Source organism: Rhodopseudomonas palustris HaA2 (assembly GCF_000013365.1).
In the GTDB taxonomy this organism is placed as follows: domain Bacteria; phylum Pseudomonadota; class Alphaproteobacteria; order Rhizobiales; family Xanthobacteraceae; genus Rhodopseudomonas; species Rhodopseudomonas palustris_J.
This window is the reverse complement of the sequence record NC_007778.1, coordinates 3413742-3440659: the sequence shown is the minus strand read 5'-3', so window position 1 is coordinate 3440659 and position 26918 is coordinate 3413742. Positions and strand designations below refer to the sequence as shown.

Here is a 26918-nt window from a genome sequence, read left to right as displayed (position 1 = left end):
CCGCGGTCGGACGCGCCTGATATCAGGCATGTGTCTTGAATGAAGAAGACGCTTAAACGGGAGGCACTATGGCCCGCTATACTGTGCGATTCATGAAGGACATCCTCGGCGAGAACGGCCGGCAGGCCGAGATTTGCCAGAGCTCCCTGGAGATCGAGGCGGCGAACAGCCGCGACGCGACCGAGATCGCCAAAGAAAAATTCTGTCAGATGGAGCGGCTGAAGGAATGGTCGCTCCATGCCGACCGTGTCCATGTCGCAGAGGCCGATTTTCCGTCGTAGACGACCGGACTCGACACGATGGCCGCAACACCGCCTGCGCAAGATCGCCGTGAGGCGGCGACCTCGGGAGTTCCCAATCAGCGACGTCGTCGGGTCGCCCGCGGATCCCGCAGGGCTCAGCACTTCTCCTTGCCGCAGCGGGCGAGCGCCACCTTCTGGCGCAGCGTGTCGAGGCCGACTGCGCCGACCACCACCTGCTTGCCGATCACGTAGCTCGGCGTGCCGTTCATGCCCATCGCTTCGGCGAGCTTGAAGCTCTCCTCGATGGTGGCGCGGACTTCCGGGCTCGCCATGTCCTTCTCGAGCCGGGCCATGTCGAAGCCGGCCTCCTTGGCGGCCGCCATCGCGCGGGCCTTGTCGGCCTGACCGCGGCCGCCCATCAGCTTCTGGTGGAAGTCGAGATACTTCTTACCATCGGGAGTCTGCATCCGCACCGCGATCGCAACCTGCGCCGCCTCGACCGAGGGCGGGCCGAGCACCGGAAATTCCTTCAGCACGATCTTGAGCTTGGGATCTTCCTTCATCAGCGCGATCATGTCGGTCATCGCGCGCTTGCAGTAGCCGCAATTGTAATCGAAGAATTCGACGAAGGTGACGTCGCCGTCCTTGTTGCCGAGCGTGATGCCGCGCGGCGAATTGAAGATCGCTTCGGCGTTGTCCTTGATCGCGGCCTGGTGCTTTTCGGCCGCGGCGTTGGCCTGCCGCTTGCCCAATTCGTCGGACGCTTCTTCCAGCACCTCGGGGTGAGACACCAGATAGTCCTTGATGATCTGTTCGATCTGGCTGCGCTGCTCGTCGGAGAATTTCTGCGCCGCGGCGGCAACTGGCGCGCCGACCAACAAGAGCGCGAGCAGGGCGGCGGCAAACGGACGGAACGACGGCATGGGCAATCCCTTCAGGGCAGAAATCGGACACGATCGGCGCACGGATTCGTGTGCTTCATAGCGCTTTTCCCGCCCAAATACGCGCAATTTGTGAACACGTGTCGGTCAGGCGCGCCGAAAACCCGCCGGCCGCGATGCGGCGGCGGCGGTGGCGATCGGGGCCGGCGCCGGCGTTCGTCGTCACGACCGCCGGCGCCGTCTGACTGTGGGGTGCCGCGGGCTACTTGACGGTGGTCAGGCGCAGATAGGGACGCGGCGCATCCCAGCCCTGGGGGAATGCCTTCACGGCGTCTTCGCCCTGCAGCGACAGCGGGATGATCACCTTGTCGCCTGGGCGCCAGTCGGCCGGCGCGGCGACGGTGTACTTGTCGGCCATCTGCAGCGCATCGATCACGCGCAGGATCTCGTCGAAGTTGCGCCCGACATTCATCGGGTAGGTCATGGTCAGGCGGACTTTCTTGTTCGGATCGATGATGAACACCGAACGCACCGCCGCGGTGTTGCTCTGGTTCGGGTGGATCATGTCGTAGAGCTTGGCGACCTTCAGCTCCTTGTCGGCGACGATCGGGAATTGCAGATCGGTCTGCTGGGTGTCGTTGACGTCCGCGATCCATTTGAGGTGCTCGTCGACGGTGTCGGTCGACAGCCCGATCGGCTTGACGTTGCGGGCGGCGAACTGTTGCGCGAGCTTCGAGGTTCTGCCCATCTCGGTGGTGCAGACCGGCGTGAAGTCGGCGGGATGGCTGAAGAAGAAGACCCAGGAATCGCCGATGAAGTCGTGAAACGAAATCGGCCCCTGGGTGGTGTCGGCGGTGAAATCGGGCGCGGTGTCGCCGATGTGGAGAGACATTGATCGAACTCCTGTGTGCCTATGAAATGAGCAAGCCCGCGCGCGGCGCGGGGAAGCCCGACAGTAGCGACGCTTTTTGGCACCGTGAAAGCGGGAACGGCTCGAGCCGTATCGAGGCGGCGCGGTGCGCGATCACCACTTCATTATAGCGAACGATCGCGCACCGTGGTCAGTGCTTTCAACGCAGATCAACCACGCATTTCGACTACGGGCAGGGGCGAGCCCGGCCGTCGTTGCCGATATAGGTCATGGTCGCCGGGTTGAACGAGCGGTAGCGCTGCGCGCAGTAGCCGATCGCATCGCGGCGGCGGGACTCTTCCGCGGCACTTGCCGCGATCGCGCCGCCGATGATCGCGGCGCCGATGCCGAGCCCGATCGCTGCGCCGGCATTGCCGCCGCCACCCCAGCCACGTCCACGCCCACCACCGCGTCCTCCGCCACGTCCGCGGCCGCGCTGTGCGTGGGCCGGCGTCACGCTCGCCGTCATCGCCAAGCCCGTGGTCGCGATCATGCCGAAGCCGTACATCGTCAGCAGCATGACGCCCGCCAACGCGCGCGTGATCAGCTTGCGCGCAGTGCCGCCGTCTTGCGTCCTCGATTTCATCATGGATGTCTCTCCCTCTTTTGGTCGCCGCGCGACTCTAGGCGCGAGGGCGCAGCATGGCAAACATCGAGACACTTTGTCGCCGCGATGTATTTGACATGGCCCAGACTGCGCCCGTGCGCGGCCGATGCTGCGTGTGATCCGCAATCACACGCAGTGCGCTATTTGGATGTTGATTTCGCTTCGACGATATCGTCCGCCTTGACCCAGCCCGGCGAGCCGACCGGGAAGCGGGTCTTGGCGCGCGCCGCGAGTGCGCGCGCGGTCTTGTTGTCGCCGCGCAGAAAGGCCGCCTGGGCCGACGCGAGATCGGCTTCGGCGTAGTCGCCCTTGCGGCCATAGGCCATCGCGAGTTGGCTGTAGCCGAGCGGCGCTTCAGCCTCGCGCGACAGCGCCGACTTCAGAATCCGGATCGCCTCTTCGGTCGAGGCGGCGCTGCCCGAGGCCACCAGCGCCTGGCCGAGCAGCATCTCGATCAGCGGGGCGCTGCGGCTGAGCGACAACGCCTTGCGCAGTGGCGCGATCGCTTCCTGCGGCCGACCGCCCTCGAGCAGCGCCTGGCCGCGCAACTCGTAGAAATAGGGATTGTTCGGCTCGGCCTGAATCAGGCCGTCGATCTGGGCCAGCGCCGAGCGCGGATCGCCGTGCAGATAGGTCGAGATGGCGCGGGCGTAGCGCGCGGGCAGGCTGGTGTTCGACGACGGATAGCGCCGGTAAACGGTGTCGGGACGCTCCATGAAGCCGGACGTCTTGGCACGCATCATGTCGTGGCGGAGCTGCAGTGCGGCGTCGTCCTTCTTGTCCCAATTCGGGCTGGAGCGCGCCAGCTCTTCCAGCGCGCGGACGCGTTCGGCCGGCATCGGATGCGACTGCGCATAAGGATCGGCGCCGCGCGCGGCGAACAGGCTCTCGTCGGTGAAACGACGGAACGTTTCGTACATGCCCTTCGCCGACTGGCCGGTGGCGTCGAGAAATTTCACTGCGGCCTTGTCGGCGTTCTCTTCCTGCTGCCGCTGATAGGACAGCAGATTGCGCCGGATCAATTCCTGCGGCGCCGAGATCGCGGCCGCACCGATATTGCCGGCGCCGCTGTTCGGGCCGGCCTTGGAGCCCGCCACCATCGCGCCGACGCCGAGCAGCATCGCCACGATCATCTGCGTCTGTGCTTGCGCGAGCTGGGTGCGGAGCTTGGACAGATGGCCGCCGGCGAGATGGCCGGTCTCGTGCGCCAGCACGCCGATCAACTGGTTCGGGGTTTGCGACTGCATCAGCGCACCGTAATTGACGAAGATGCGGCGGCCGTCGGCGACGAAGGCGTTGAAATTCGGATCGTTGATGATGGCGATCTGGATGTTCTGCTTTTCGAGGCCGGCGACGCGCAGGATCGGTCGCGTATAGTCGCGCAGCAGATTCTCGATCTCGGTGTCGCGCAGCAGCGGCGGCCCCTTCGGCTGCGGCGCCTGCGCGAGGCCGGGAACCGGGGCGAGCGCCAGCGCGGCGGCGCTCAGGATCGCCACCAGCCGCGACGCCTGCGCGCAGGCCTTCCGGCGCAATCCTCCGGGCAGAGTTTCAATCATCACATTGGGCATTGGCCGAGGTTCGAATAACGGATATCCCCTGATCAGCCCAGCAATACGGCAGCAGCGCGACGCCGCCGGGTTTCGCCGAACCGAACCGCGCGGGAGTAGCAGATTTCAATGCGCGATGCGACCACGACAGCCGCGGCGATTCGATCGTTGACAGCGTCCGCCCGGAGCGATGTGCCGCCCTTCATGGTGATGGACGTGATGGCGGCCGCGGAACGGATCGAGGCCGCCGGCGGTCACGTCATCCACATGGAGGTCGGTCAGCCGTGGGCGTCGGCACCACGCACGGCGCTCGCCGCCGCGCATCAGGCGCTGGAGCAGGGCCGCATCGACTACACGTCGGCGCTCGGCATTCCCTCGCTGCGCGCGCGGATCGCGCGGCACTATCGCGACGTCTACGGCGCCGACGTCGATCCGGACCGCATCGTCGTCACCACCGGGTCCTCCGGCGCCTTCATCCTGTCGTTCCTGGCGCTGTTCGAACCCGGCGATCGGGTCGCGGTGACGGTGCCCGGCTATCCGCCGTATCGCCACATCCTCACTGCGCTCGGCTGCGAGCCGGTGCTGATCGAGACCCACAGCGAGACGCGACATGCGTTGACCGGCGAGGCGCTGCTCGCCGCCCATCGCAAGGCGCCGCTGAAGGGCGTGCTGGTCGCCAGCCCGGCGAATCCGACCGGCACGATGATGACGCGTGCCGCGCTGACCGAACTGATCGCCGTCGCCGAGAGCGAGGGCATCCGGTTCATTTCCGACGAAATCTATCACGGCCTCGACTACGCATTCCCGGCGGTGACCGCGGCCGAGCTGTCGCCGAATGCCGTCGTGATCAATTCGTTCTCGAAGTACTTCTGCATGACCGGCTGGCGGGTCGGCTGGATGGTGCTGCCCGAGCCGCTGGTGCGGCCGGTCGAACGTCTGCAGCAGAATCTGGCGATCTCGGTGCCGACGCTGTCGCAGATCGCGGCCGAAGCGGCGTTCGAGGGCGGTGCCGAGATGGAGGCGGTGAAACGCGGCTACGAGGAGAACCGCAAAATCCTGATCACCGGTTTGCCGCAAGCGGGCCTGACGGATTTCCTGCCGGCCGACGGCGCGTTCTATCTCTACGCGGACGTCTCGAAATTCACCTCCGACAGTTTCGTCTTCACCAAGCGGATGCTGGCGGAAGCGCATGTCGCAGCCACCCCCGGGACCGATTTCGATCCGGTGCGTGGCATGAATTTCGTCCGTTTGTCCTATGCCCGCTCGGCCGACGATATGCGCGAAGCCGTGCGCCGGATTGCGGCCTGGCTCGCGTAAATCCGGCAATGTGACGGTGGAATGCAGATTCGAGGGTTGCTCTCAGCGGCATTTCGTCGCTATAGGCACCCGCGACTAATTCCTTCCTGGAGAAATCCCTTGCAGATCGCTTCGTCCGCGCCGCCGTCCTCGGGACGGCACGCCGCGCTTGCCGCGATGCTGTGGCCGCAGCGCGCGGGACAGTCCGCAGCCATTTGGCGCGCGATCGCCCTGATCGCCGTCGGCGCCGTGCTTCTGACCGCCTCGGCGAAATTCAACCTGCCGTTGCCGCTGGTGCCGATGACCCTTCAAACGCTGGTGGTCTTGCTGATCGGCGCGGCCTATGGCGCGCGGTTGGGTGGTGCGACCGTGCTGGCCTATCTGGCCGCGGGGGCGCTCGGCCTGCCGGTGTTCGCCGGACCGGCCGGCGGTCTGGCGCCGTTGACGGGGCCGACAGCCGGGTATCTGGCGGGCTTCGTCGCCGCCGCCGTCGTCGTCGGTTGGTTCGCCGAACGGGGCTGGGATCGCTCCGTGCCCAGGCTGTTCGTGGCGATGGCGCTCGGTCACATCGCGATCCTTGCGCTCGGCTTCGGCTGGCTCGCTTACGGCCTGCATCTCGGCGCGGCGAAGGCGTGGTCGGTGGGCGTGGTTCCCTTCCTCGCGGGGGCGCTGGTCAAGAACGCGCTCGGCGCGGCGATGCTGCCCACGGTCCGGCGGCTGGCCGACGGCCGGCGAGGGTGATCCGGCACGGCTCCGTTCAATTCTGAATCGATTTGGCCGACCGGTCTGCCTGCGGTCGTCCCGACGTCGTCGTCAAGACAGGCACATCGAGACCATTGGAGTGATGCCATGTCGACGATGACCGATGTCGGCGTTCCTGAAACGTCGCGACCGTCCAACGCCAAGCCTTGGTACAAGGTGCTCTATATCCAGGTCTTGATCGCGATCGTGCTCGGCGTGCTGGTCGGCTGGCTGTCTCCGCATCTGGCGACCAATCCGTGGATCAAGGCGCTCGGCGACGGATTCGTCAAACTGATCAAGATGGTGATAGCGCCGATCATCTTCTGCACGGTCGTCTCCGGCATCGCGCATATCCAGGACGCCCGCAAGGTCGGCCGGGTGGGCATCAAGGCACTGGTGTATTTCGAAGTGGTGTCGTCGTTCGCGCTGATCCTCGGTCTCGTCGTCGGCAATCTTCTGCCGGTCGGGCATGGGCTCGCAGCCAAGCCGGACGCCGGAGCCGTGGCGAAGTACGTCGACCAGGCCAGCCACATGCACGCGGTCGACTTCTTTCTCAACATCATTCCCGAGAGCGTCGTCGGCGCGTTCGCGAAGGGCGACATCCTGCAGGTGCTGCTGTTCGCCATCCTGTTCGGCTTCGCGCTGATGGCGCTCGGTGAGCGCGGGCATCGGCTGCGCGACGTGATCGACGACACCGCTCATGCGGTGTTCGGCGTGATCGCGATCGTGATGAAGGCCGCGCCGGTCGGTGCCTTCGGCGCGATGGCCTTCACCATCGGCAAATACGGCCCGGCCGCGCTCGGCAATCTGATCGGCCTGGTCGCGCTGTTCTATGCGACCGCGGCGTTGTTCGTGTTCGTGGTGCTGGGGGTGATCGCCAAATTCGTCGGCTTCAACATCTTCAAGTTCCTCGGCTACATCAAGGACGAGCTGTTGATCGTGCTCGGCACCTCGTCGTCCGAGAGCGCGCTGCCGCAACTGATGGAGAAGCTCGAGCGGCTGGGCTGCTCGAAGTCGGTTGTGGGCCTGGTGGTGCCGACCGGATACTCGTTCAATCTCGACGGCACCAACATCTACATGACGCTGGCGACGCTGTTCATCGCGCAGGCGCTCGGCATCGAGCTGTCGTTCTCCGAACAGGTCACGATCCTGCTGGTTGCGATGCTGACCTCGAAGGGCGCCAGCGGCGTCACCGGCGCTGGTTTCGTCACGCTGGCGGGGACGCTCGCCGCGGTCAATCCGGCTCTGGTGCCGGGCATGGCGATCGTATTCTCGATCGACAAGTTCATGAGCGAGGTGCGCGCGCTCACCAACATCACCGGCAACGGCGTCGCCACCGTGTTCGTGTCGTGGTGGGAGGGCGAGCTCGACCACGATCGGCTGCACGCCAATCTCGACAAGACGATCGACCCGTCGGACGTCGAGACTGCGGTCACCACCGGCTGATCGGTCGTTGCTGCCTGAAACGAAAACCGCCCGGCCTGATGGCCGGGCGGTTTCTTGTCGAGTTGACTGCGGCTGATCAGTTGCCGCCGCCGAAGCGGCGCGACCACCATCCGGCGCGACGGGAAGGTTCGGGAGCCGGCTCGGCAGCGGCCTGTGGCTCCGGAATGGCCGGTGCCGGTTCGGGCTGCTGCGCTGCCGGCTCGATCGCCAGCGGCGTCGACGCCTCCACCTTCGGTTCCGAGGACCCGAAATTCACCTTTTCGCGCACCGTCGACCGGCGGCGTGCGGCGGCGCGCTCGGCTGCGGCGTCGTCCTGGGCCTGCGCCGACGGAGCGGCGTCTTGGGCGGGGGCCGAGGCGACCGGCTCGCTCTGCTGCGCCTGCACCGGCTCTGCGCGTTCTTCCGGCTCGCTGGCAACGGGGGAAAGCGTAGCCGTGACCGGCTCTGCCATCTCATCGTCATCGATGTCCGGCTCGTGCCGCTTGCCGAGCAAGCGTCCGTCCGATCCACCGCCGTCCATATCGGCGGCCGCCTCGGCGGCCTCCGAGGTCTCCAACTCTCCGATGTCGTCGACGATCGAGCCGGAGGCGCCTTCTTCGAGGCCTCCCTCGGCAGCGCCACGCCGGCGGCGACCGCCGCGGCGGCCACGGCGACGCGGACGACGCTCGCCATTCGCCTGATCGGCCCGCGCGTCACCGTCCCCTTCAGCGCCGTCGGCGCTGTCGTCGCCGTCTTCGCTGTCGTCTTCGGAAACGGCTTCCAAAACCTCGGGAACGAGCGCAGCATCGCCGTCCTCGCGCGGCGCGCCCGCTTCACGGGCCTCGCCGGTGCGCGAGCGGCGGCGGCGGCGGCGCTTGCGCTTGCGGGCGTCGCCTTCTCCTTCGCCTTCGCCACTGTCGCTGGCGTGCTCATCGGCCAGGCCGACGGTCTCGTCGGTTTCGATCTCGGCCTCGAACTCGTAACCCTCGTCGTCCTCAAAAGGCTCTTCGGCCTGGACCGGATAGGCCGCGACCTGCGCCGCGAGCAGCGCCTTGGCGGATTCCAACGTGTGAACCTGCTCGCCGCGATCGATCACGAACGACTGCTGTCCGGTCACGGTCGGATCCGACACGACCGACAGCGTCACCCTGAAGCCGGTTTCGAGATCGCGCAGGTGCCCGCGCTTCTGATTGAGGACATAGAGGGCGACATCGGCGCGGGTGCGCACGATCAGATTATGGGTCGCGCCCTTCATCAGGATCTCTTCGAGACCGCGCAGCAATTGCAGCGCCACCGACGAGACCGACCGCACGTGGCCGGAGCCGCCGCAATGCGGGCAGGGCTCGGTCGAGCTTTCCAGCACGCTGGCGCGGATGCGCTGGCGCGACATTTCGAGCAGGCCGAAATGCGAGATCCGACCGACCTGGATGCGGGCGCGATCCTGCCGCAGGCAATCGCTGAGCTTGCGCTCGACAGCGCGATTGTTGCGCTTCTCGTCCATGTCGATGAAGTCGATGACGATCAGGCCGGCGAGGTCGCGCAGGCGCAGCTGCCGCGCGACTTCCTCCGAGGCCTCGAGGTTGGTCTTGAGCGCGGTGTCCTCGATATGGTGCTCGCGGGTCGAGCGACCGGAGTTGACGTCGATCGAGACCAACGCCTCGGTCTGGTTGATCACGATGTAGCCGCCGGACCGCAACTGCACGGTCGGCGAGAACATCGCGTCGAGCTGGCTCTCGACTCCCATTCGCGAGAACAGAGGTTGCCCGTCGCGATACAGCTTCACCGCGCGAACGTTGGACGGCATCAGCATGTGCATGAAGTCGCGCGCTTCCTGGTAGCCGGCTTCGCCCGCGACCTGGATTTCGTCGATCTCCTTGTTGTAGAGATCGCGTAGCGAGCGCTTGATCAGCGAGCCTTCCTCGTAGACGAGCGTCGGCGCCTGCGACTTCAGCGTGACGTCGCGGACCGTCTCCCACATCCGGATCAGATATTCGAAGTCGCGCTTGATCTCCGGCTTGGTGCGCGAGGCGCCGGCGGTGCGCAGGATGATGCCCATGCCTTCCGGCACGTCGAGATCCTGAACCACTTCCTTGAGGCGGGAGCGATCCTGCGCCGACGTGATCTTGCGGCTGATGCCGCCGCCGCGCGCGGTGTTCGGCATCAGAACGGCGTAACGGCCGGCGAGCGACAGGTAGGTCGTCAGCGCCGCGCCCTTGTTGCCGCGCTCTTCCTTGACCACCTGCACCAGCATCACCTGACGGCGCTTGATGACTTCCTGGATTTTGTACTGCCGGCGCGGCCGGAAGGCGCGTTCGGGAACTTCTTCCAGCACATCGTCGCCGCCGACGGATTCGACGATGTCTTCCTCGGCCTCGTCGTCCTCGTCCTCGTCTTCATCCTCGTCGTCTGCTTCGGTGTCGGACCGGGCAGCGTCCTCCAGGTCCGCGTCGCCATCCGCGTCGTTCAATTCGTCGCCGGCGTCATCGCCATGTTCTTGCTCAGCGCCTTCGGCGATCGGGAACGGCGCATCTTCGGCGTGACCGCTATTCTCTTCAACGTCCTGGGAGAGGGTCTGGGCGTGCGGCGTGGCGCCGAAGTCGGGCAGGGTGGGCTGCTCGCCGTCGGCGATGCTCGGCGCGACCGCCGTCTCGTCGAGATACTCAGCCGAAGCCGCATGGTATCCCTGGCGCTCGGCGTCGTGATGACCGTCGTGGCCTTCGGCATTGTCCGCCGAGGCCTGCGTCACATCGCCGGCGTCATCCGCAGGAATGTCGTGCATCGGCCGTTCGTGGTCGGCGTGCGCGTGTCCATTGTCGGCAGGATCGCTGTCGGCAAGATCGCTGAATTGATCGTGCGGCTCGGCCACGGCGCCGGCGGAAGCCTCGACGATCTCGCTGGTGACCCGTTCGCCACTGCCGCGGCGGCGATGGCTGCGGTGCCTCGACCGGCGGCGGGTCGAGCGCTGCTCGTTTTCTTCCTCGGCCTCGCGATGCGCCCGCTCGTCGGCCTCGATCAGGGCCTGACGATCGGCGACGGGGATCTGGTAGTAGTCGGGATGGATTTCGCTGAAAGCGAGGAATCCGTGCCGGTTGCCGCCGTATTCGATGAAGGCGGCCTGCAACGACGGTTCGACCCGTGTCACTTTGGCGAGGTAGATGTTGCCACGCAGTTGTTTGCGCTGTGCGGTCTCGAAATCAAACTCTTCGACGCGGTTGCCGCGGACCACGACCACCCGGGTCTCTTCCGGGTGGGTGGCGTCGATCAGCATCTTGTTGGGCATTTTTGAACTCTTGGCGGCGGAAAGCGCGCGAGACGGCCAGCGCAATAAGCGCGACCGGATAACGCGACGGTCCACCTGATTCGGGGGTGAGGGGAAGGCCGAAACGCACTTCACCGCGCCGTGCCGGCGTCGAACCCGAGGCGGTGCGCGTGGCGAAGCTGTTGCTTCGCGGCGGCGCGGCCTTTGCGTGGGTCCGGTTCGGCATCGCAATATGGCGCATCAAGCGTCGGCCCGTCTGAACGAGTGGCGGCAAAGCATCCGCCGTGTCTTCTTGCTGAAGGACCGGCCTTGCGCCGAAGCGCTCACCGGCATGGATCATCCGGCCGAAAGGCCGGACTGGTCGGTCATGAAGAGTCTGAACCGTCCCTGGTAGGATAGAGGCCCGGGGACCGGAAGCCGCTCGGGCTGAACCGACGCACCTGCCTGGCCGCGCACTGCGCTGGCTCGGAGGGGACGGAAAAACGCTAAACCCCACTGCTTGATTGTCGAGGGATTTGGCGCTGCGCCGATAGGCTGAACGCGACACAACCGGAAGATTAGACCGTCAGCACCAGATACATACGTGGATTGGGTCTCGCTTGCAAGGAGAGCGTCGCTGCCCGGCAACACTGCCTATTATTCGAATCGCGCGCCTTAAGCCGCGATTAACCACGCACTTCTAATGCAGTAAAAGGACCAGCGGAGAGGGGTCGGGATTCGTTGCAGGGGCGCGCAAATCATTTTGTTTTGTTCAGCGCCGTCTTCGCGTGCGCTGCAGCATGGATGTGCGCGTCGCCGACCCAGGGGTGGGCCGTGGAAGCCCTGCCTGCCCCCTCGACCCCAACCCAAAGCACTGCAGCGCCGGTCACAAACGGCTTTCCGATCGCGTCCGATGCCCGTCTGGCGGGTGACGAGAAGCAGACCCGGTTCATCGTCGATTTCGACACCAAGGTTCCGATCCGCGCGTTCGCGCTGGCGGATCCGTATCGCATCGTCATCGATCTGCCGCAGATCAATTTCCGCCTGCCGTCGGCCGCCAATGGTGCAAGTCGTGGCCTGATCAAGGCTTTTCGGTACGGCCTGGTGATGCCCGGCGGCTCGCGGATCGTGCTCGAACTGGCGGGGCCGGCGAAGATCGCCAAGGCCGATATGCTCGACGCAGCCAATGGGCAGCCGGCGCGGCTGGTGATCGAACTCGATTCGGTTGACCGCACGGCCTTCGTCGCGGCGCTTAGTGCCGAGAAGGCGCCCGAACTGCGACCTTCGGTCAGTATGGCGGATGCGACCTCGTCAGTGCCAGCTGCCGATGCGGCGAAGGACGATCCGCGGCCGGTCGTCGTGCTCGATCCGGGACATGGCGGGATCGACAACGGCACCCAATCCGCCAGTGGCATCGCCGAGAAGACGCTGGTGCTGGATTTCGCGCTGGCGTTGCGCGACCAGATGGAAAAGGGCGGCAAGTACCGCGTGGTGCTGACCCGCGCCGACGACACCTTCATTCCGCTCAACGACCGGGTGAAGATCGCGCGCGCGCAGTCCGCCGCGCTGTTCGTGTCGATTCATGCCGACGCGCTGCCGCGCGGCGAGGGCGATGCCCAGGGCGCCACCATCTACACGCTGTCCGACAGGGCCTCCGATGCCGAGGCGCAGCGGCTGGCGGATGCCGAAAACAGGGCCGACGCGATCGGCGGGGTCGATCTGACCGAAGAGCCGACCGAGGTCGCCGATATCCTGATCGACCTCGCGCAGCGCGAGACCAAGACGTTCTCGAACAGCTTCGCCCGGACCTTGATGCGGGAAATGAAGGGCGCGACCCGGCTGCACAAGAATCCTCTCAAATCCGCCGGCTTCCGGGTCCTGAAGGCGCCCGACGTGCCGTCGGTGCTGATCGAACTCGGCTATGTCTCCAACAAAGGCGACCTCAAGCAGCTGATTTCCGAACAGTGGCGCACCAAGACCGTCGGCGCGGTCTCCCAGGCGATCGATTCGTTTTTCGCCAGGCGGTTGGTCTCGGCCGGAAAGCCGAACTGACGCGGCATTGCGCGTGGCCGGGCCCTAGTTTGGCCACAGCGGAAGTTCTATAAGACCACGTTGCAGTTCGCGATTTCGGTGACGAAACGAGGCCGGCCCCGGCGAAGACGGGGGACTGGTTGCGGACAGTGCCAATCTCGTTCAAGGGAATTTCGCCGCGTCGCGCGGTCCTCGGTGAAACGGAACTCAATCGATGCGCTTGCTGCTGCGGTTTTTCGGCTTTCTGTTCGCAGCCGGGACCATCGTGTTCCTGGTCGGCGTGGCCGCTGCGGCCGGGATGATCTGGCATTTTTCCAAGGACTTGCCCGACTACTCTCAGCTCCAGGATTACGAACCGCCGGTGATGACGCGCGTCCATGCGACGGACGGCTCGCTGCTCGGCGAATATTCGAAAGAGCGACGGCTGTATCTGCCGATCCAGGCCGTGCCGAAGCTGGTGATCAACGCCTTCCTCGCCGCCGAAGACAAGAATTTCTACGAGCACGGCGGCATCGACTATCAGGGCATGGCGCGCGCCGCGATCCTGTACGCGCAGAACATCGGGTCCAACCGGCGGCCGCAGGGTGCGTCGACGATCACCCAGCAGGTCGCCAAGAACTTCCTGCTCACCAACGAAGTGTCGTTCACCCGTAAGATCAAGGAAGCCTTGCTGGCGATGCGGATCGAGCGGGCCTATTCGAAGGACCGCATCCTCGAACTGTATCTCAACGAGATCTATCTGGGACTCGGCGCTTACGGCGTCGCCGCCGCCTCACTGGTGTATTTCGACAAATCGGTCAACGAACTGACCCTGTCGGAAGCGGCCTATCTGGCGGCGCTGCCGAAGGCCCCCGCGGCGCTGCACCCGATCCGCAACCACGATCGCGCGGTCGAGCGCCGCAACTACGTCATCGACCGCCTGGTCGAAAACGGCTGGACCAAGCAGGCCGACGCCGACAAGGCGCGCAAGGAGCCGCTGACCGTCACCAGCCGCGGCACCGGCGCGCACACGTTCGCCGGCGAGTATTTCGCCGAGGAGGTCCGCCGCGATATCCTCGAGCGCTACGGCGAAAAGAAGCTCTACGAAGGCGGCCTGTCGGTCCGCACCTCGCTCGATCCGAAGCTGCAGGTCGAGGCGCGCAAGACGATGACCGCGGGCCTCGTCAAATTCGACGAGGCGCAGGGCTGGCGCGGGCCGGTCTCGAAGCTGGATATCAGCGGCGACTGGGGTGTGAAGCTGGCCGACGTCAAATCGCTGTCCGACATCTCGCCGTGGCGCATGGCTGTGGTGCTCGAGACCTCCGACCAGTCGGCGCGGATCGGCTTCCAGCCCGGCCGCGAACTCGGCGGCGCGGTGTCGAAGAAGCGCGAGACCGGATTGATCGCTCTCGACGGCGTGAAATGGGCGAAAGCCGCGGCGGGTCCGCAGCGCGGCCGGACGCCGGGCTCGGTGTCGCAGGTGTTGGCGGCCGGCGACGTCATCTATGCGGATTCGCTGCTCGACAAGGAAGGCAAGCCCGTCGAGGGCCAGTACCGGCTGCGACAGATCCCCGAAGTGTCGGGCGCGATGGTGGCGATGGATCCCTGGACCGGCCGCGTGGTGGCGATGGTCGGCGGCTTCTCGTTCGACCAGAGCCAGTTCAACCGCGCCACACAGGCCTATCGCCAGCCCGGCTCGTCGTTCAAGCCGCTGGTGTATTCGGCGGCGATGGACAACGGCTATACGCCGTCCACCGTGGTGATCGACGCGCCGATCGAAATCGATCAGGGGCAGGGCGCCGGCGTGTGGCGACCGGAGAACTATTCGACCGGCAAATATTACGGACCGGTCACGCTGCGCAACGCGCTGCAGCGCTCGCTCAACACCGTGACGGTGCGGCTGGCGCAGGACGTCGGCATGCCGCTGATCGGCGAATACGCCAAGCGCTTCGGCGTCTATGACGAATTGCCGAACTATCTGTCCTATGCGCTCGGCGCCGGCGAGACCACGGTGATGCGGATGGTCACCGCCTATTCGATGTTCGCCAATGGCGGACGGCGGGTGAAGGCGACGCTGATCGACCGCATTCAGGATCGCTACGGCCGCACCATCTTCAAGCACGACGCCCGCGAATGCCGCGGCTGCGATGCGCCGGAGGGTTGGAAGAACCAGCCCGAGCCGCAGCTCGTCGACCGTCGCGAGCAGGTGCTCGATCCGATGACCGCCTACCAGATCACGTCGATGATGGAGGGCGTGGTGCAGGCCGGCACCGCGACGGTGGTGCGCGAGGTCGGCAAGCCGATCGCCGGCAAGACCGGCACCACCAATGACGAGAAGGATGCCTGGTTCATCGGGTTCTCGCCGGACCTCGTGGTCGGGATCTATTTCGGCTACGACAAGCCGCGCAATCTCGGCCGCGGCGCCACCGGCGGCCATCTCGCCGCCCCCGTCGCCAAGGATTTCTTCAAGCTCGCGCTCGCCGACAAGCCGGCGGTGCCGTTCCGCGTGCCGGCGGGAATCAAGCTGGTCCGCGTCGACGCCAAGAGCGGGATGCGCGCCGGCCCGGGCGACGGCGGCCGCACCATCCTCGAGGCGTTCAAGCCGGGCACCGCGCCGCCCGACAATTATTCGGTGATCGGCGTCGCCGATGCCGATGGCCGCCAGCAGCAGGCGCCGCCGCCGGACGATCGCGGATTTTTCCGCCCCGGCACCGGCGGACTGTACTGACCGCCTTCCGGCCCAACGGGCGATTGCGCTTTGCCGCGTCGCCCGCTAAATCGCGTTTGACACATTCGCGGTCGCCTCGCGGTGGCCGCCGCCCAGCAGAGATTCCATGCGCGCAGAAATCGAACGCCTCGTCGAAGAGATCAAGCAGTCAGTCGGGCTGCTGAGGAGGCATCTTTGACGTCGACCAGTCGACCGTCCGCCTCGCGGAGCTGAACAAGCTCGCCGAGGATCCAGACCTCTGGAACGATCCGCAGAAGGCCCAGAAGCTGATGCAGGAGCGCACCTCGCTGGAGGATTCGCTCACCGGCATCGGCAAGGTCGAGCGTGAGCTCAGCGACAATATCGAGATGATCGAACTCGGCGAGGCCGAGGGCGACGAGGGCGTCGTCCGCGAGGCCGAGGCTGCGCTCAAGGCGCTGAAGAAGGAAGTCGCGCGGCGCGAACTCGAAGCGCTGCTGTCCGGCGAGGCCGATCGCTTCGACACTTATCTCGAAGTCCACGCCGGCGCCGGCGGCACCGAGAGCCAGGACTGGGCCTCGATGCTGCTGCGGATGTACACGCGCTGGGCCGAGAAGCACGGCTTCAAGGTCGAGTATCTCGAAGAATCCGAGGGCGAAGAGGCGGGGATCAAATCGGCGACGATCCAGATCTCGGGTCACAACGCCTATGGCTGGCTCAAGACCGAGGCCGGCGTGCACCGGCTGGTGCGCATCTCGCCGTTCGATTCCAACGCGCGGCGGCACACCTCGTTCTCGTCGGTGCAGATTTTCCCGGTGATCGACAATTCGATCAAGATCGACATCGCCGAGTCCGACGTCCGGGTCGACACGATGCGCTCCGGCGGCGCCGGCGGCCAGCACGTCAACAAGACCGAATCCGCGGTGCGCCTGACGCACGTCCCGACCGGCGTCGCGGTGGTCTGTCAGGCCGGCCGCTCGCAGCACAAGAACCGCGCCCAGGCGTGGGACATGCTGCGCGCGCGTCTTTACGAAATCGAGCTGAAGAAGCGCGAAGAGCAGGCTGCCGCCGATCAGGCCGCCAAGACCGAAATCGGCTGGGGCCACCAGATCCGCTCCTACGTGCTGCAGCCCTACCAGATGGTCAAGGACCTGCGCACCGGCGTGCAGACCTCCGACACCGCCGGCGTGCTCGACGGCGACCTCGACGAATTCATGGCCGCGACCCTGGCGCAGCGCGCGTTCGGCACGGGGCCGGGCAGTGTCGAGGACGTGGACTAAGCGTGGGCGCTCCCACAAAGGTCGGCTTCATCGGTCTCGGCAAGATGGGCCATGGCATGGCCGGCCGGCTGCTCGACGCCGGCTTCGACGTCGCGGTATGGAATCGCAATCCGGCAAAGGCCGACGCTCTGATCAGCCGCGGCGCGCGCCGCGCTGCGACGCCGGCCGAGGCCGCACACGCCGCCGATGCGATCGTGACCATGGTCGCCGATGACGAAGCGTCGCAAGCCGTCTGGCTCGGCGCCGATGGTGTCGCGACGACGGCCAAGGTTGGTGCTGTCGCGATCGAATGTTCGACCGTCTCGCATCAACATGCGCTCGAACTCGCCGCGGCGCTGCGCGCGCGTGGGTTGATCTACATCGATTGTCCCGTCACGGGCCTGCCCGACGCTGCCGCACGCGGCGAACTCACCTTGCTGATTGGCGCCGAGCCGAACGATCTCGACGCGGCGCGCCCCTATCTTGCGCCGCTTGGCCGGACGATCCGGCATTTCGGTCCGGTCGGGTCCGGCACTGTCTACAAGCTGATCAACAATCTGATGGGCGCGATCCAGATCGCCGGCCTTGCCGAAGGCATCGCGATCGCGGAGCGCGCCGGACTCGACATGGCACTGGTGCGTGAAGCGATCGCGGGCAGTGTCGTTGCCAGTCCGCAGGTGCTGCGGCAGGCACCTCGGATGATCGACCGCGACTTCACCAACGCCACCTTTACCGCGGGGCTCCGGCACAAAGACGCGCGCTACGCGATCGAACTGGCGAAAGCGCTGCGATTGGAGCTGCCGCTGTCGCTCGCAGCGGTCGCGAGTTATGCGCACGCGACCGATGCCGCGCCCGACGACGACGAGGCAAAGATCGTCGAGATCGTCTCGAAGCCACGCCCGCGCGAGTAACTCCCGGCACCGCGCCGTTGAACGGCCGTGCGCAACCGGCTTTCGGAATTCGGGTGGCGGCGTGACACTCTCTGCAGGATGACTGGCGTCGCGAGGTGCGATCATGGCGTCAGGAATTCATCCTATTCATCCACGGGATTGGACGCTGCTGATCGCGCTGTCGATCCTGTGGGGCGCATCGTTCTTTTTCGTGGGCGTGGCCCTGAAAGAGCTGCCGCCTTTCACCATCGTTTTTCTTCGGGCCGCGATCGCGGCGCTGGTCCTGTTCCTGATCGTTTGGGTCCGCAGGATTCCGATGCCGCGCGGTGTCGTCGGCTGGTGGCCCTTTGTCGGAATGGCCTGTCTCAACTTCGTCGTTCCGTTCTCCTGTCTCGTGACCGGTCAGACATTCATCTCGACCGGACTGGCGTCCGTGCTCAATGCGACGACACCTTTGTTCACCGTTGTCGTCATGGCGGCGGCCGGAGAGGAACGGCTGACGGCACGGCGTGTCATCGGAGTCGTGGCTGGCGTGGTCGGAGTCGCCGTCCTCCGTGGCCTGGACCTGCGGGAAGCCGAGACGGGGATCGGCGTGGCACTGTGTCTTTGCGCGGCGCTCTCGTATGGGCTGTCGGCGCTACTGGCCCGAAGGCTTCTGATCGGTTTCGCGCCGCTGACCACGGCGACTTCGCAGATGCTGGCGGCGGCCATCATCACGGGCGTCGTCGCGGCGTGTGTCGATCAGCCATTGAGCCTGCCGGTTCCGAGCTTGTCGGTCATTCTGGCTGTGGTGGCGCTCGGCACGCTCTCGACCGCGCTCGGCTACGTGCTGTTCTTCCGGATTGTCGCGCGGTCCGGGTCGACCAACGTCATGCTGGTGACGCTCCTGATCCCAGTCACTGCCATTCTGCTCGGCACCGTCGTGCTGCACGAAGATATAGGCCTTCGTGAACTGATGGGCGGCAGCATGATTGCCAGCGCGCTTCTTATCATCGACGGCCGAGCCTTGGCATGGATCGAAGCGCGCCGGTGGCGGACCGAGCGATCCTAACCCGCCCCCGCCAGCCGCACCCCCGCGCGCAGAAACTTCTGCGGGTCGACCGCTTCACCGTCGATGCGCGTTTCGTAGTGCAGATGCGGGCCGGTGGAGCGGCCGGTGGAGCCGATCTCGCCGATCATCTGGCCGATCTGGACGCTCTGGCCGACCTTGGCGATGATCTTCGACAGATGGCCGTAGCGCGTCGACAGGCCGTTGCCGTGGTCGATCTCGACCATCTGGCCGTAGCCGCCCTGCCAGCCCGCGTTGACCACCTTGCCGATCGCCGTGGCGCGGACCGGGTCGCCGCTGTTGCCGCGGAAATCGAGGCCGGTGTGCATGGCCGGACGGCCGAGAAACGGATCGGTGCGGACGCCGAAGCCCGAGGAGAATTCGACCTCGCCGACCACCGGCTTGCGATACGGCACCAGCGTCAGCGCGCGGTTGAGGCGGTCGAGCTGCGATCGGCTGAGATTGATCCGATAGAGCTGGCGGTCGAACGCGCTGGCATTGGCAGACGGCGCTTTCAGCGGCACGAACGGACCGCCGACGCCGGCCCGGGGCGCCGCGGCTTCCAGACCGCGGGCGGCGAGGCCGAGATCGGCCAGCACGCCGCGCATCCGGCGCGCGCGGGACTCGAAACTTTCCTCGACCGAGCCGAGCGTTGCGATCTGCCGCTTCTCGACCTGGTCGAGCGACTGCTCGAGTTTCGTCAGCGCGGTGTCGAGGCCCTGGGCCTTGGCGTATTGCGTCGTCGGCAGCGACGGCGCTGCAGCGGGGGAGCGTGATTCCAGCCGCGCTTCACGATCCGGCGGAGCGACGAAGATCACCGTGTCGTTGATCGGCGACGGCTTCAGCGGGCCGGCGGGCGTGCTGTCCGGTGCGGGCGTCCGTGAACTCTTGATGCTGCCGGTGACGGCGACGTCGGGCAGGGTGCTCATCGCGCTGGCGCGCGATTCCAGCATGGTCTGGCGGCGCATCACCTGGTCGAGCTTCTGGTCGAACTGCTCCTGATCGAGTAACTGCCGGCTGGTGGTGCGGTCGACCTTGGCGCGCAGCTCGGCGATGCGGTCCTCGTAGGCGTATTGCATCTCGGCCTGGCGGGCGATCAGCCGGGTCAGGACGTCGTCGCGGAACGCGAAATAGGTGGCGGTGGCGGCAGACCAGCAGCCGAGCGCGACGATGGTGCCGACGACGATCCAGAACAGCACGGGCCCGATCCGCACCTGCCGGCCGGCGTGAGCGAAGGTGTAGCTCGAGGCCTCCGCTGCGATCTGAGGCTGAGGCCCCGGCTGCGGGCGGCGAGCCCGGTACGGCGCTTGGCGGCCGTGATGCGGTGCGTGGTGCTGCGGATGGTCGGAATGGTGGCCAGAACGGTAGGGCATCGATACTCCCGCGCCGGACGGATACAGGTCGTCGGCTCAATGCGCGGGCAGATTTGACCCCCTCATGGTTAATTTTCGGAGAACGCAGTCACAGCAATTGCGCGGCGGCGAGGACCTGATCGGCATGGCCGTCGACCTTCACATTGCGCCACACCCGCGCGATTTTACCGTCGCGGCCGATCAGAACCGTACTGCGAACAATGCCCTCGAACTTTCGGCCGTATAAGGATTTTTCGCCCCATGCGCCGTACGCTTCGAGCATCGCGTGAGTGGGGTCGGACAGCAGCGGTGTCGCCAGGCCGTGCTTGTCGCGGAAGGAATCCTGCGCCTTGACCGAATCCGCCGAGACGCCGACCACCGCGGCGCCGCAGGTCTCGAAGGCGGGCTTCAGTCGGGTGAAGTCGATCGCCTCCTTGGTGCAGCCCGGCGTGTTGGCGCGCGGGTAGAAGAACAGCACGAGCTTCTTTCCGGAAAAGCTTGCCAGTGTGACGGTTTCGCCGCCGTCGCGGGTCAGCGTGAAGGCCGGCGCCTGGGCGCCCTCGGCAAGACCGGCGACAGCCGGAGCGGCGGGTTTGGCCGCGGGCGTTTTGGCCTTGGCCGGGCTCGCCGGCTTCGCCTTGGCCTTGGTCGTCTTGGTGGGGGACGACTTCTTGGTAGGGGACGACTTGGCAGCCATTCCGGCCGCGGCTGCCGATTTCGCCGCCGGCGTCTTCAGGCTTTCGGATTTCGAGGGATTCTTGCGCGTTTGCTTGGACATACGCCTTCCTTTCGTCGCTTTCGACGGGTCAAACAAGGCGCTCCGGAGTTCGCTGCGGCACTGCCGCTGCTGGGCAAATCCGCCGGCCTCGGGATATGGTTGCAAGGATTCGGCGTCCAGACCACCCGATTGTTGCGTCGGCCGCGGGCCGGCGGGCGAGTTCAAGAGTTCAACCGAGGATCGGGCAGAAATGCCGCCACAGGAGCGTATCCTGCGCGTCGGCGCAAAACCCTCCCTCGGCGATCAGGCTGCGACAAAGCGCGTGCACCGAGAGGCCATGGCCAGCGACCCATCGCAAAACGCATCCGGGCCGCATCCCCACCACGACGCCGATCATTGGCAGGAGAGCGGCTGGGATCCCGAGCACGAGGAGGCCGGGCGCCATCGCGCCCGCAAATTGCTGGCGAGACGGGGGCTCGGCTTTCACCGGGTGGACGATTCGATGCGGCGCTGGCAGCACCGATTGTCGGGAGCCCCCTGGTTGAGGCGGATGGCGATCGCACTGCTGGTGGTCGGCTTCGTGCTGGCGGCCGGTTTTGGTGGTCTGTGGCTGCGGCTCGGTGCCGGACCGATCAATCTCGATATGGCGACGCCCTGGCTGGCCGACGCGATCGAAGAGAACATCGGCAACGGCAACACCGTCGAGGTCGGCGGAACCCAGATCGAGCGGGTCGGACGGATTCGCGTCGCGGTTCGGATCCGCGATATCGTGGTGCGCGACCGCGACCATGTGGTTGTTGCCACTGCGCCGAAAGCGGAAGTCCGGCTGTCGGGCCGCGCCCTGCTGATCGGCAAATTGCGCGCGGAGAGTCTGCGCCTGGTCGATGCCGAACTGGCGATCCGGATCACGCCGGATGGCCAGGTGACGGTGTCGACCGGCGACACCGAGCGGCCGATTGCGACTGGCGTCGCCTCGACTCGCAAGCCACCGGAATTCACCTTGCCGGGCCAGTCGCCCGCCGCTGCCACGGCGCCCGGACAAGACGGCACAGTGTCGCCGGCGCAGCCGGGCGGTGCGGCGCCGCCCGCTGCGGCCGACCGGGACGGCGATGCGATGAAGAGCCTGCTCGCCGGGCTCGATTGGCTCGACAGCCTGAGCCTGACGGGGCTCGATGGCCAGAACCTCAACGAGATCGGCCTGAAGAACGGCAATCTCGTCGTCGACGACCAGCAGCGCGGCAATCGCTGGAGCTTCGAGAACATCAGTCTCAGCCTGCGCCGTCCCAGCCGCGGCGGCGTCGCGCTCAGCTTCGGCGAGGAGGGGGCGAAGGCGTGGTCGCTGCGGGTTCAGGTCGGTCCGCCTCAGGATGGCGTGCGCACCGTCGAGTTGCACGCCAATCAGGTGCCCACGCGCAACATCCTGCTGGCGCTGCGGCTGAAGAACCTGACTTACGGCGCCGACTTCCCGCTCACCGGCGATCTCAAGGGTGAAATCGGTCGCGACGGTCTGCCGACCTATTTCCGCGGCAAGCTGGTCGCCGGCGCCGGCACCGTGATCGATTACGACACGCCCGATTATCCGATGGCGATCGATCAGGCGGAATTCAATTTCGAATGGGATGCCAACCGCCGCGTGCTGATGGCGCCGTTCAAGATCATCGCCGGCGCCAACCGCGTCACGCTGCTGGCGGCGCTCGAGCCGCCGAACGGCAGTACACCGGATTGGCGGCTCGCTTTGTCGGGCGGCACCATCGTGCTGCCCGGCGCGGAAGGCGAAGCGCCGCTGATCTTCAACCGCATCGCCGTTCGAGTCAGCTTCGACACCGACCATCGCCGGGTGCTGCTGACCCAGGCCGACATCAACAACGGCGAGATCGGCGTCGCCGGCTCCGGCAGCATCGACTACAGCGGCGAGCCGCGACTGCAACTCGGACTGGCCGGTACGCCGATGTCGGTGTCGGCGCTGAAGCGGATGTGGCCGATCCTGGTGGTGCCGGAAGTTCGGGAATGGGTCTATGAGCGGATCGACAAGGGATCGATCCAGAGCATCGATATCGCCGTCAATTCACCGGTGAAAAACCTGTCGCGGCGAGGGCCGCCGATTCCGGACGAAGGGCTGCTGGTCAATATCATCGGCACCGGTGCGACCATCCACCCGGTCGACGGCATGCCTTGGGTGCGCGACGCAGATATGCGGGTTCGCGTCACCGGCCGCACCGCTGCGGTCGCGATCGCGCAAGCCGGCGCCGATACGCCCAGCGGCCGCAAGATCGCGCTATCGGATATCCTGTTCGAGGTGCCGGACATGGCGCCGAAGCCGTCGCCGTCGCGGATCAAGTTCAAGCTGGACGCACCGGTGCCGGCCGTCGCCGAGGTGCTGTCGTCGGGCCGGCTCAGCGACGTCAGCGACGTCCCGATGGATCCCAACACCAGCAAGGGCGCCGTCAGCGCGCAGGTCATGCTCGGCATGCCGATCCAGCGCGAACTGACCAAGGCCGACACCACTTATTCGATCAATGCCGACGTCACCGGCTTTTCCGCCGACAAGCTGGTGATGGGGCAGAAGCTCGAGGCGAACACGCTGAAGGTGAACGCCAACAATCAGGGCTATCAGGTCAAGGGCGACGTCAAGATCAACGGGCAGCCCGCGACGCTCGACTATCGCAAGCCGGCGCAGGGCGAGGCCGATGTCCGGTTGCAGTCGACGCTGGATGACGCCAGTCGCGCCAAGTTGGGGCTCGATCTCGGCAGCGCGGTTTCCGGCGCCGTGCCTGTGAAGCTGGTCGGCAAGATCGGCGACAGCGACCACGAGACCAAGTTCGGTATCGACGCGGACCTCACCGCCCTGAAGCTCGACAACATCCTGCCCGGCTGGACCAAGCCGTCGGGCAAGACGACCCGCGCGACGTTCAACGTCATTCAGAAGCCGCAGGCGATCCGGTTCGAGGACATTCAGATCGAAGGCAACGGCACGCTGATCAAGGGCTCGCTCGAAGTCGATGGCGACGGCGACCTGATCAACGCGAACTTTCCGGTGTATTCGCCCTCCGAAGGCGACAAGACGACGCTGAAGGCCGAGCGCGGCCAGGACGGCGTGCTCAAGGTGGTGATGCGCGGCGACGTGTTCGACGGCCGCGGTTTCATCAAGTCGGCGCTGTCGGGCACCCAGGCCGAACCGAAGGCCAAGACCAAGAGCCTCGATTTCGATCTCGATCTCAAGCTCGGCGCTGTCGCAGGCTATTTCGGCGAGGCGCTGCGCAGCCTCGACGTCAAAATGGTCCGCCGCAACGGTGCATTCCGCACCTTCACGCTGAGCGGCAAGCTCGGCCGCGATACGCCGATCACCGCCGAATTGCGCGGCAAGAATCGCGGCCGCGAGGTGATCGCTCTCGAGACCAACGACGCCGGCGCATTCCTGCGCTTCTCCGACACCTACTCGAAAATGTACGGCGGCCAGCTTGCGCTGGCGGTCGAGCCGCCGACCGCGGAGCCCCGCCAGAAGGAAGGGCTGATCAACGTCCGCGACTTCACCGTCAAGGGAGAGGCCGCCCTCGAGCGCGCCGCCGCCGGCGCGCCCGGCGGCACGTCGACGGGGGTGGCGTTCTCACGGCTGCGGGCCGAGTTCACCCGGGACAACGGCCAGCTGTCGGTGCGCGACGGCGTGGTGAAGGGGCCGACGATCGGTGCGACGATCGAGGGCTCGATCGACTATCCCGCCAACCAGGTCCGGATGAGCGGCACCTTCGTGCCGATGTATGGTTTGAACAACATGTTCGGGCAGATCCCGATCGTCGGCCTGTTTCTCGGCGGCGGCAGCAACGAGGGCCTGATCGGCGTGACCTATGAGGTCGTCGGGACGCCGGGGCAGCCGGTGCTGCGCGTCAATCCGATCTCGGCGATGGCGCCCGGCGTGCTGCGCAAGATCTTCGAATTCAACACCGGCCGGCAGAACAGCGGCGCCGATTTCCCGGCGCCGCCGAATTGATCCGCAATGCAATCGTCGTGGTGAGGCGCGAGGCGCTCACTCCTTGACGCGCAGCCAGGGCACCATGCGGCCGAGCGTGGCGTCGTGGCGGCCGTATTGATGCCACAGCGCGCCGATGACGTGGATGAACACCACGATGACCGTCGCCAGGAACAGCGGTCCGTGGGCCGCGTGCAGTGCGCCGGCCACCGCCTTGTTGGCTTCGAGCAGCGGCGGGATGCCGAGCAGATCGATGCCGCGGCCGGAGAACAGCGTCATGCCGACGCCGGTGGCGGGCAGGGCGATCAGCAGCAGATACAGCAGGCCGTGGCTGATCCGGGCGATCACCTCGGTGATCCGCGGCGACGGCACCAGGTCCGGCGCACCGTGGATCCTGATCCACAGAACGCGCAGCACCGCGAGGCCCAGCACCACCGTGCCGATCGCCTTGTGCCAATTGTACAGCGTGCCGCGCAGCGGGTCGGCTTTCTCCAGGCCCTGGGCATAATTCATGGAGGCGAACAGCGCGATCACGGCGAAGAAGATCAGCCAATGAAGGGCGACGGCGAAGCCGCCATACGTGCTCGGGCTCTTCCCCGTGGATTCAAAGGTGGTCGTGGTCATGATGTCTCCGAACAGTTTGGGCGCGCGAATGGCAGCGGCGCGAATAGCCGCTACGCTATCTTGCGCGCCGGGAGCGCCGGGGCGCTGATCGAGCGCAAATCGCCGTACACGATTTTCTGATTGGCGGCGTCGCATTGCCGCAATCCGCCGGCGATAACATGCGTTTTTGCGAATATATTGCAGGTGCTCGGATCAGGACCGCTCGCGCAGCGCCGGCACCACCAGAAACGGAATCATCCCGAGCAGCACGGCGACCAGCGCGAAGCCGATCACCGGGTCGTAGCTGCCGCTGAGGTCGTGGATCAGGCCGCCGCACCAGGAGCCGAACGCCGAGCCGAGCCCGCTGCCGATCGCGATCGTGCCGTAGATCAGGCCGACGTGCCGGCCGCGAAACAGCTTCATCGCGGTCGCGGTGATCAGCGGGCCGCGCGAGCCGATCATGCTGCCGAAGCAGACGACGAAGCCGGTCAGCAGGACGTAGTCGGGATAGGATTTCAGCAGCCACAGCATCACGATGCCGGCGATCGAGACCGCATAGGAGAAAAGGATCGAGGGCCGGCGGCCGATCACGCCGTCGAGCCAGCTCACGCCGAGCATGCCGATCACCAGCACCACGCCGGAGAAGCCCCAGGCGGTCGCCGCCTGCAGCGGCGGAAAGCCGGCGTCGATCAGATAGGCGACGACTTGGGCTGCGATCGCGTACATCCCGATCGCGGTGAAGAAGAACGTCGCGAACAGCGCCCAGAACGCGTGGTGCCGCATCGCCGCGCGCAGCGTCCAGCCGTCGTCGGGTGCGTCGAGCGAGGCGGCGTGCGCCGCGATGCCGCCCGGCGCACCCTGGGCATAGCGCCGCCACGGCAGCATCAGCAGCGGCACCAGCAGCAGCAGCATCGCCGCGCCCAGCAACTCGTAGGCGCCGCGCCAGCCGGAACGCTCGATCAGCAGCTGGGCGATCGGCAGCAGCAGCAGCACGCCGGCGCCGGTCGCGGAATACACCACGGCCATCGCGGTTGGCAGCCGCGGTCCGAACCAGCGGCCGAGCAGGATCGAGTTCGGCACGGTGCCGGTGAAGGCGATGCCGAGCCCGACGCAGAGGCCGACGGCGAGCTGCAATTGCCAGAGCTGCTGCGCGATGGCCGCACCGAGGAAGGCGCCGCCGAGCAGCAGCAGTCCGAGCATATAGACGAGGCGCGGGCCGGAGCGGTCGAACAGACGGCCGACGAAGGGCGAGGCGATGCCGCTGCACAGCGCAGTCAGCGAATAGATCGACACCACCTCGGCGCGGTCCCAGCCGAACGATTGCGAGATCGGCAGCAGGAAGACGGTGAAGCTCTCGCCCAGGCCGCGGCCGAGCAGCGACAGCACGAAGCACACGCCGAGCACGACGAGGCCGGTCCGCTGCGATGCGCGCTGGTCCAAGGTGCGGTCCTTCCCGAAAACGTTGGCTCCATGGAGCGCGTTTCCGCCGGAATGAACAGCG

General features: G+C 66.3%; 19 protein-coding genes. 10 read left to right on the top strand and 9 right to left on the bottom strand.

Going from position 1 to position 26918, the window contains the following annotated elements:
- The first annotated feature begins 68 nt into the window (after positions 1 to 68).
- Positions 69 to 281, top strand: coding sequence for a hypothetical protein (locus tag RPB_RS15210; RefSeq protein WP_011441903.1), 213 nt, complete (start codon positions 69 to 71; stop codon positions 279 to 281).
- A gap of 116 nt (positions 282 to 397) precedes the next feature.
- Here the strand turns inward: RPB_RS15210 and RPB_RS15205 are convergent, their stop codons facing one another.
- From RPB_RS15205 to RPB_RS15190, 4 genes are all read right to left on the bottom strand, one after another.
- Entirely contained in the window at positions 398 to 1165 is a 768-nt protein-coding gene (locus RPB_RS15205; RefSeq protein ID WP_011441902.1) for a DsbA family protein, read from the bottom strand.
- A 220-nt stretch (positions 1166 to 1385) separates the two neighbouring features.
- Positions 1386 to 2015, bottom strand: a complete 630-nt coding sequence (locus RPB_RS15200) for a peroxiredoxin (RefSeq protein WP_011441901.1) — start codon at positions 2013 to 2015, stop codon at positions 1386 to 1388.
- Positions 2016 to 2220: 205 nt separating this feature from the next.
- The gene (locus RPB_RS15195; protein WP_011441900.1) at positions 2221 to 2622 is read right to left on the bottom strand and encodes a BA14K family protein; all 402 of its coding nucleotides are present in this window, start codon (positions 2620 to 2622) and stop codon (positions 2221 to 2223) included.
- Positions 2623 to 2780: 158 nt separating this feature from the next.
- On the bottom strand, positions 2781 to 4196 hold the full coding sequence (locus tag RPB_RS15190) for a M48 family metalloprotease (RefSeq protein WP_041798743.1): 1416 nt from the start codon (positions 4194 to 4196) through the stop codon (positions 2781 to 2783).
- Positions 4197 to 4316: 120 nt separating this feature from the next.
- Here RPB_RS15190 and RPB_RS15185 point away from each other — a divergent pair, with 120 nt between their 5' ends.
- The 3 genes from RPB_RS15185 to RPB_RS15175 all read left to right on the top strand — a co-directional run bounded on the left by RPB_RS15185 (position 4317) and on the right by RPB_RS15175 (position 7670).
- A complete protein-coding gene (locus RPB_RS15185; protein WP_011441898.1) occupies positions 4317 to 5504 on the top strand; it encodes a pyridoxal phosphate-dependent aminotransferase in 1188 nt (395 codons plus the stop codon).
- Positions 5505 to 5660: 156 nt separating this feature from the next.
- On the top strand, positions 5661 to 6224 hold the full coding sequence (locus RPB_RS15180; protein ID WP_011441897.1) for a biotin transporter BioY: 564 nt from the start codon (positions 5661 to 5663) through the stop codon (positions 6222 to 6224).
- 108 nt (positions 6225 to 6332) lie between these two features.
- Complete coding sequence (locus RPB_RS15175) at positions 6333 to 7670, top strand: dicarboxylate/amino acid:cation symporter (protein ID WP_011441896.1); 1338 nt, start codon at positions 6333 to 6335, stop codon at positions 7668 to 7670.
- A gap of 76 nt (positions 7671 to 7746) precedes the next feature.
- On the opposite strand, the gene RPB_RS15170 is transcribed toward RPB_RS15175, so the two are convergent.
- Positions 7747 to 10929 carry an Rne/Rng family ribonuclease gene (locus tag RPB_RS15170; RefSeq protein WP_011441895.1) on the bottom strand — a complete coding sequence of 1061 codons (3183 nt, stop codon included), beginning with the start codon at positions 10927 to 10929 and terminating at the stop codon, positions 7747 to 7749.
- A 699-nt stretch (positions 10930 to 11628) separates the two neighbouring features.
- Between RPB_RS15170 and RPB_RS15165 the strand changes: the two genes are divergently transcribed.
- From RPB_RS15165 to RPB_RS15145, 5 genes are all read left to right on the top strand, one after another.
- Positions 11629 to 12939, top strand: coding sequence for an N-acetylmuramoyl-L-alanine amidase (locus RPB_RS15165; RefSeq protein WP_011441894.1), 1311 nt, complete (start codon positions 11629 to 11631; stop codon positions 12937 to 12939).
- A gap of 193 nt (positions 12940 to 13132) precedes the next feature.
- Positions 13133 to 15625, top strand: coding sequence for a penicillin-binding protein 1A (locus tag RPB_RS15160; protein WP_011441893.1), 2493 nt, complete (start codon positions 13133 to 13135; stop codon positions 15623 to 15625).
- A gap of 106 nt (positions 15626 to 15731) precedes the next feature.
- Positions 15732 to 16863, top strand: a protein-coding gene (gene prfB, locus RPB_RS15155; RefSeq protein ID WP_157038830.1) for a peptide chain release factor 2 whose coding sequence is annotated in 2 segments (ribosomal slippage) — positions 15732 to 15800 and positions 15802 to 16863 — 1131 coding nt in all. Because the reading frame shifts where the segments join, the coding sequence is not laid out codon by codon here.
- A gap of 2 nt (positions 16864 to 16865) precedes the next feature.
- A complete protein-coding gene (locus RPB_RS15150; RefSeq protein WP_011441891.1) occupies positions 16866 to 17753 on the top strand; it encodes an NAD(P)-dependent oxidoreductase in 888 nt (295 codons plus the stop codon).
- 103 nt (positions 17754 to 17856) lie between these two features.
- The gene (locus RPB_RS15145; protein ID WP_011441890.1) at positions 17857 to 18783 is read left to right on the top strand and encodes a DMT family transporter; all 927 of its coding nucleotides are present in this window, start codon (positions 17857 to 17859) and stop codon (positions 18781 to 18783) included.
- On the opposite strand, the gene RPB_RS15140 is transcribed toward RPB_RS15145, so the two are convergent.
- On the bottom strand, positions 18780 to 20153 hold the full coding sequence (locus tag RPB_RS15140) for a M23 family metallopeptidase (protein WP_011441889.1): 1374 nt from the start codon (positions 20151 to 20153) through the stop codon (positions 18780 to 18782). The genes RPB_RS15145 and RPB_RS15140 overlap by 4 nt on opposite strands.
- A gap of 88 nt (positions 20154 to 20241) precedes the next feature.
- Complete coding sequence (locus RPB_RS24200; RefSeq protein ID WP_011441888.1) at positions 20242 to 20910, bottom strand: peroxiredoxin; 669 nt, start codon at positions 20908 to 20910, stop codon at positions 20242 to 20244.
- Positions 20911 to 21100: 190 nt separating this feature from the next.
- On the opposite strand from RPB_RS24200, the gene RPB_RS15130 reads away from it, so the two are divergent.
- Positions 21101 to 24835: a YhdP family protein gene (locus tag RPB_RS15130; RefSeq protein ID WP_011441887.1), complete on the top strand. Its 3735-nt coding sequence runs from the start codon at positions 21101 to 21103 to the stop codon at positions 24833 to 24835.
- Positions 24836 to 24871: 36 nt separating this feature from the next.
- On the opposite strand, the gene RPB_RS15125 is transcribed toward RPB_RS15130, so the two are convergent.
- Both RPB_RS15125 and RPB_RS15120 read right to left on the bottom strand, forming a co-directional pair.
- Positions 24872 to 25438: a cytochrome b gene (locus tag RPB_RS15125; protein WP_011441886.1), complete on the bottom strand. Its 567-nt coding sequence runs from the start codon at positions 25436 to 25438 to the stop codon at positions 24872 to 24874.
- A 192-nt stretch (positions 25439 to 25630) separates the two neighbouring features.
- Positions 25631 to 26857 carry an MFS transporter gene (locus RPB_RS15120; RefSeq protein ID WP_011441885.1) on the bottom strand — a complete coding sequence of 409 codons (1227 nt, stop codon included), beginning with the start codon at positions 26855 to 26857 and terminating at the stop codon, positions 25631 to 25633.
- Between the last annotated feature and the right edge of the window lie 61 nt (positions 26858 to 26918).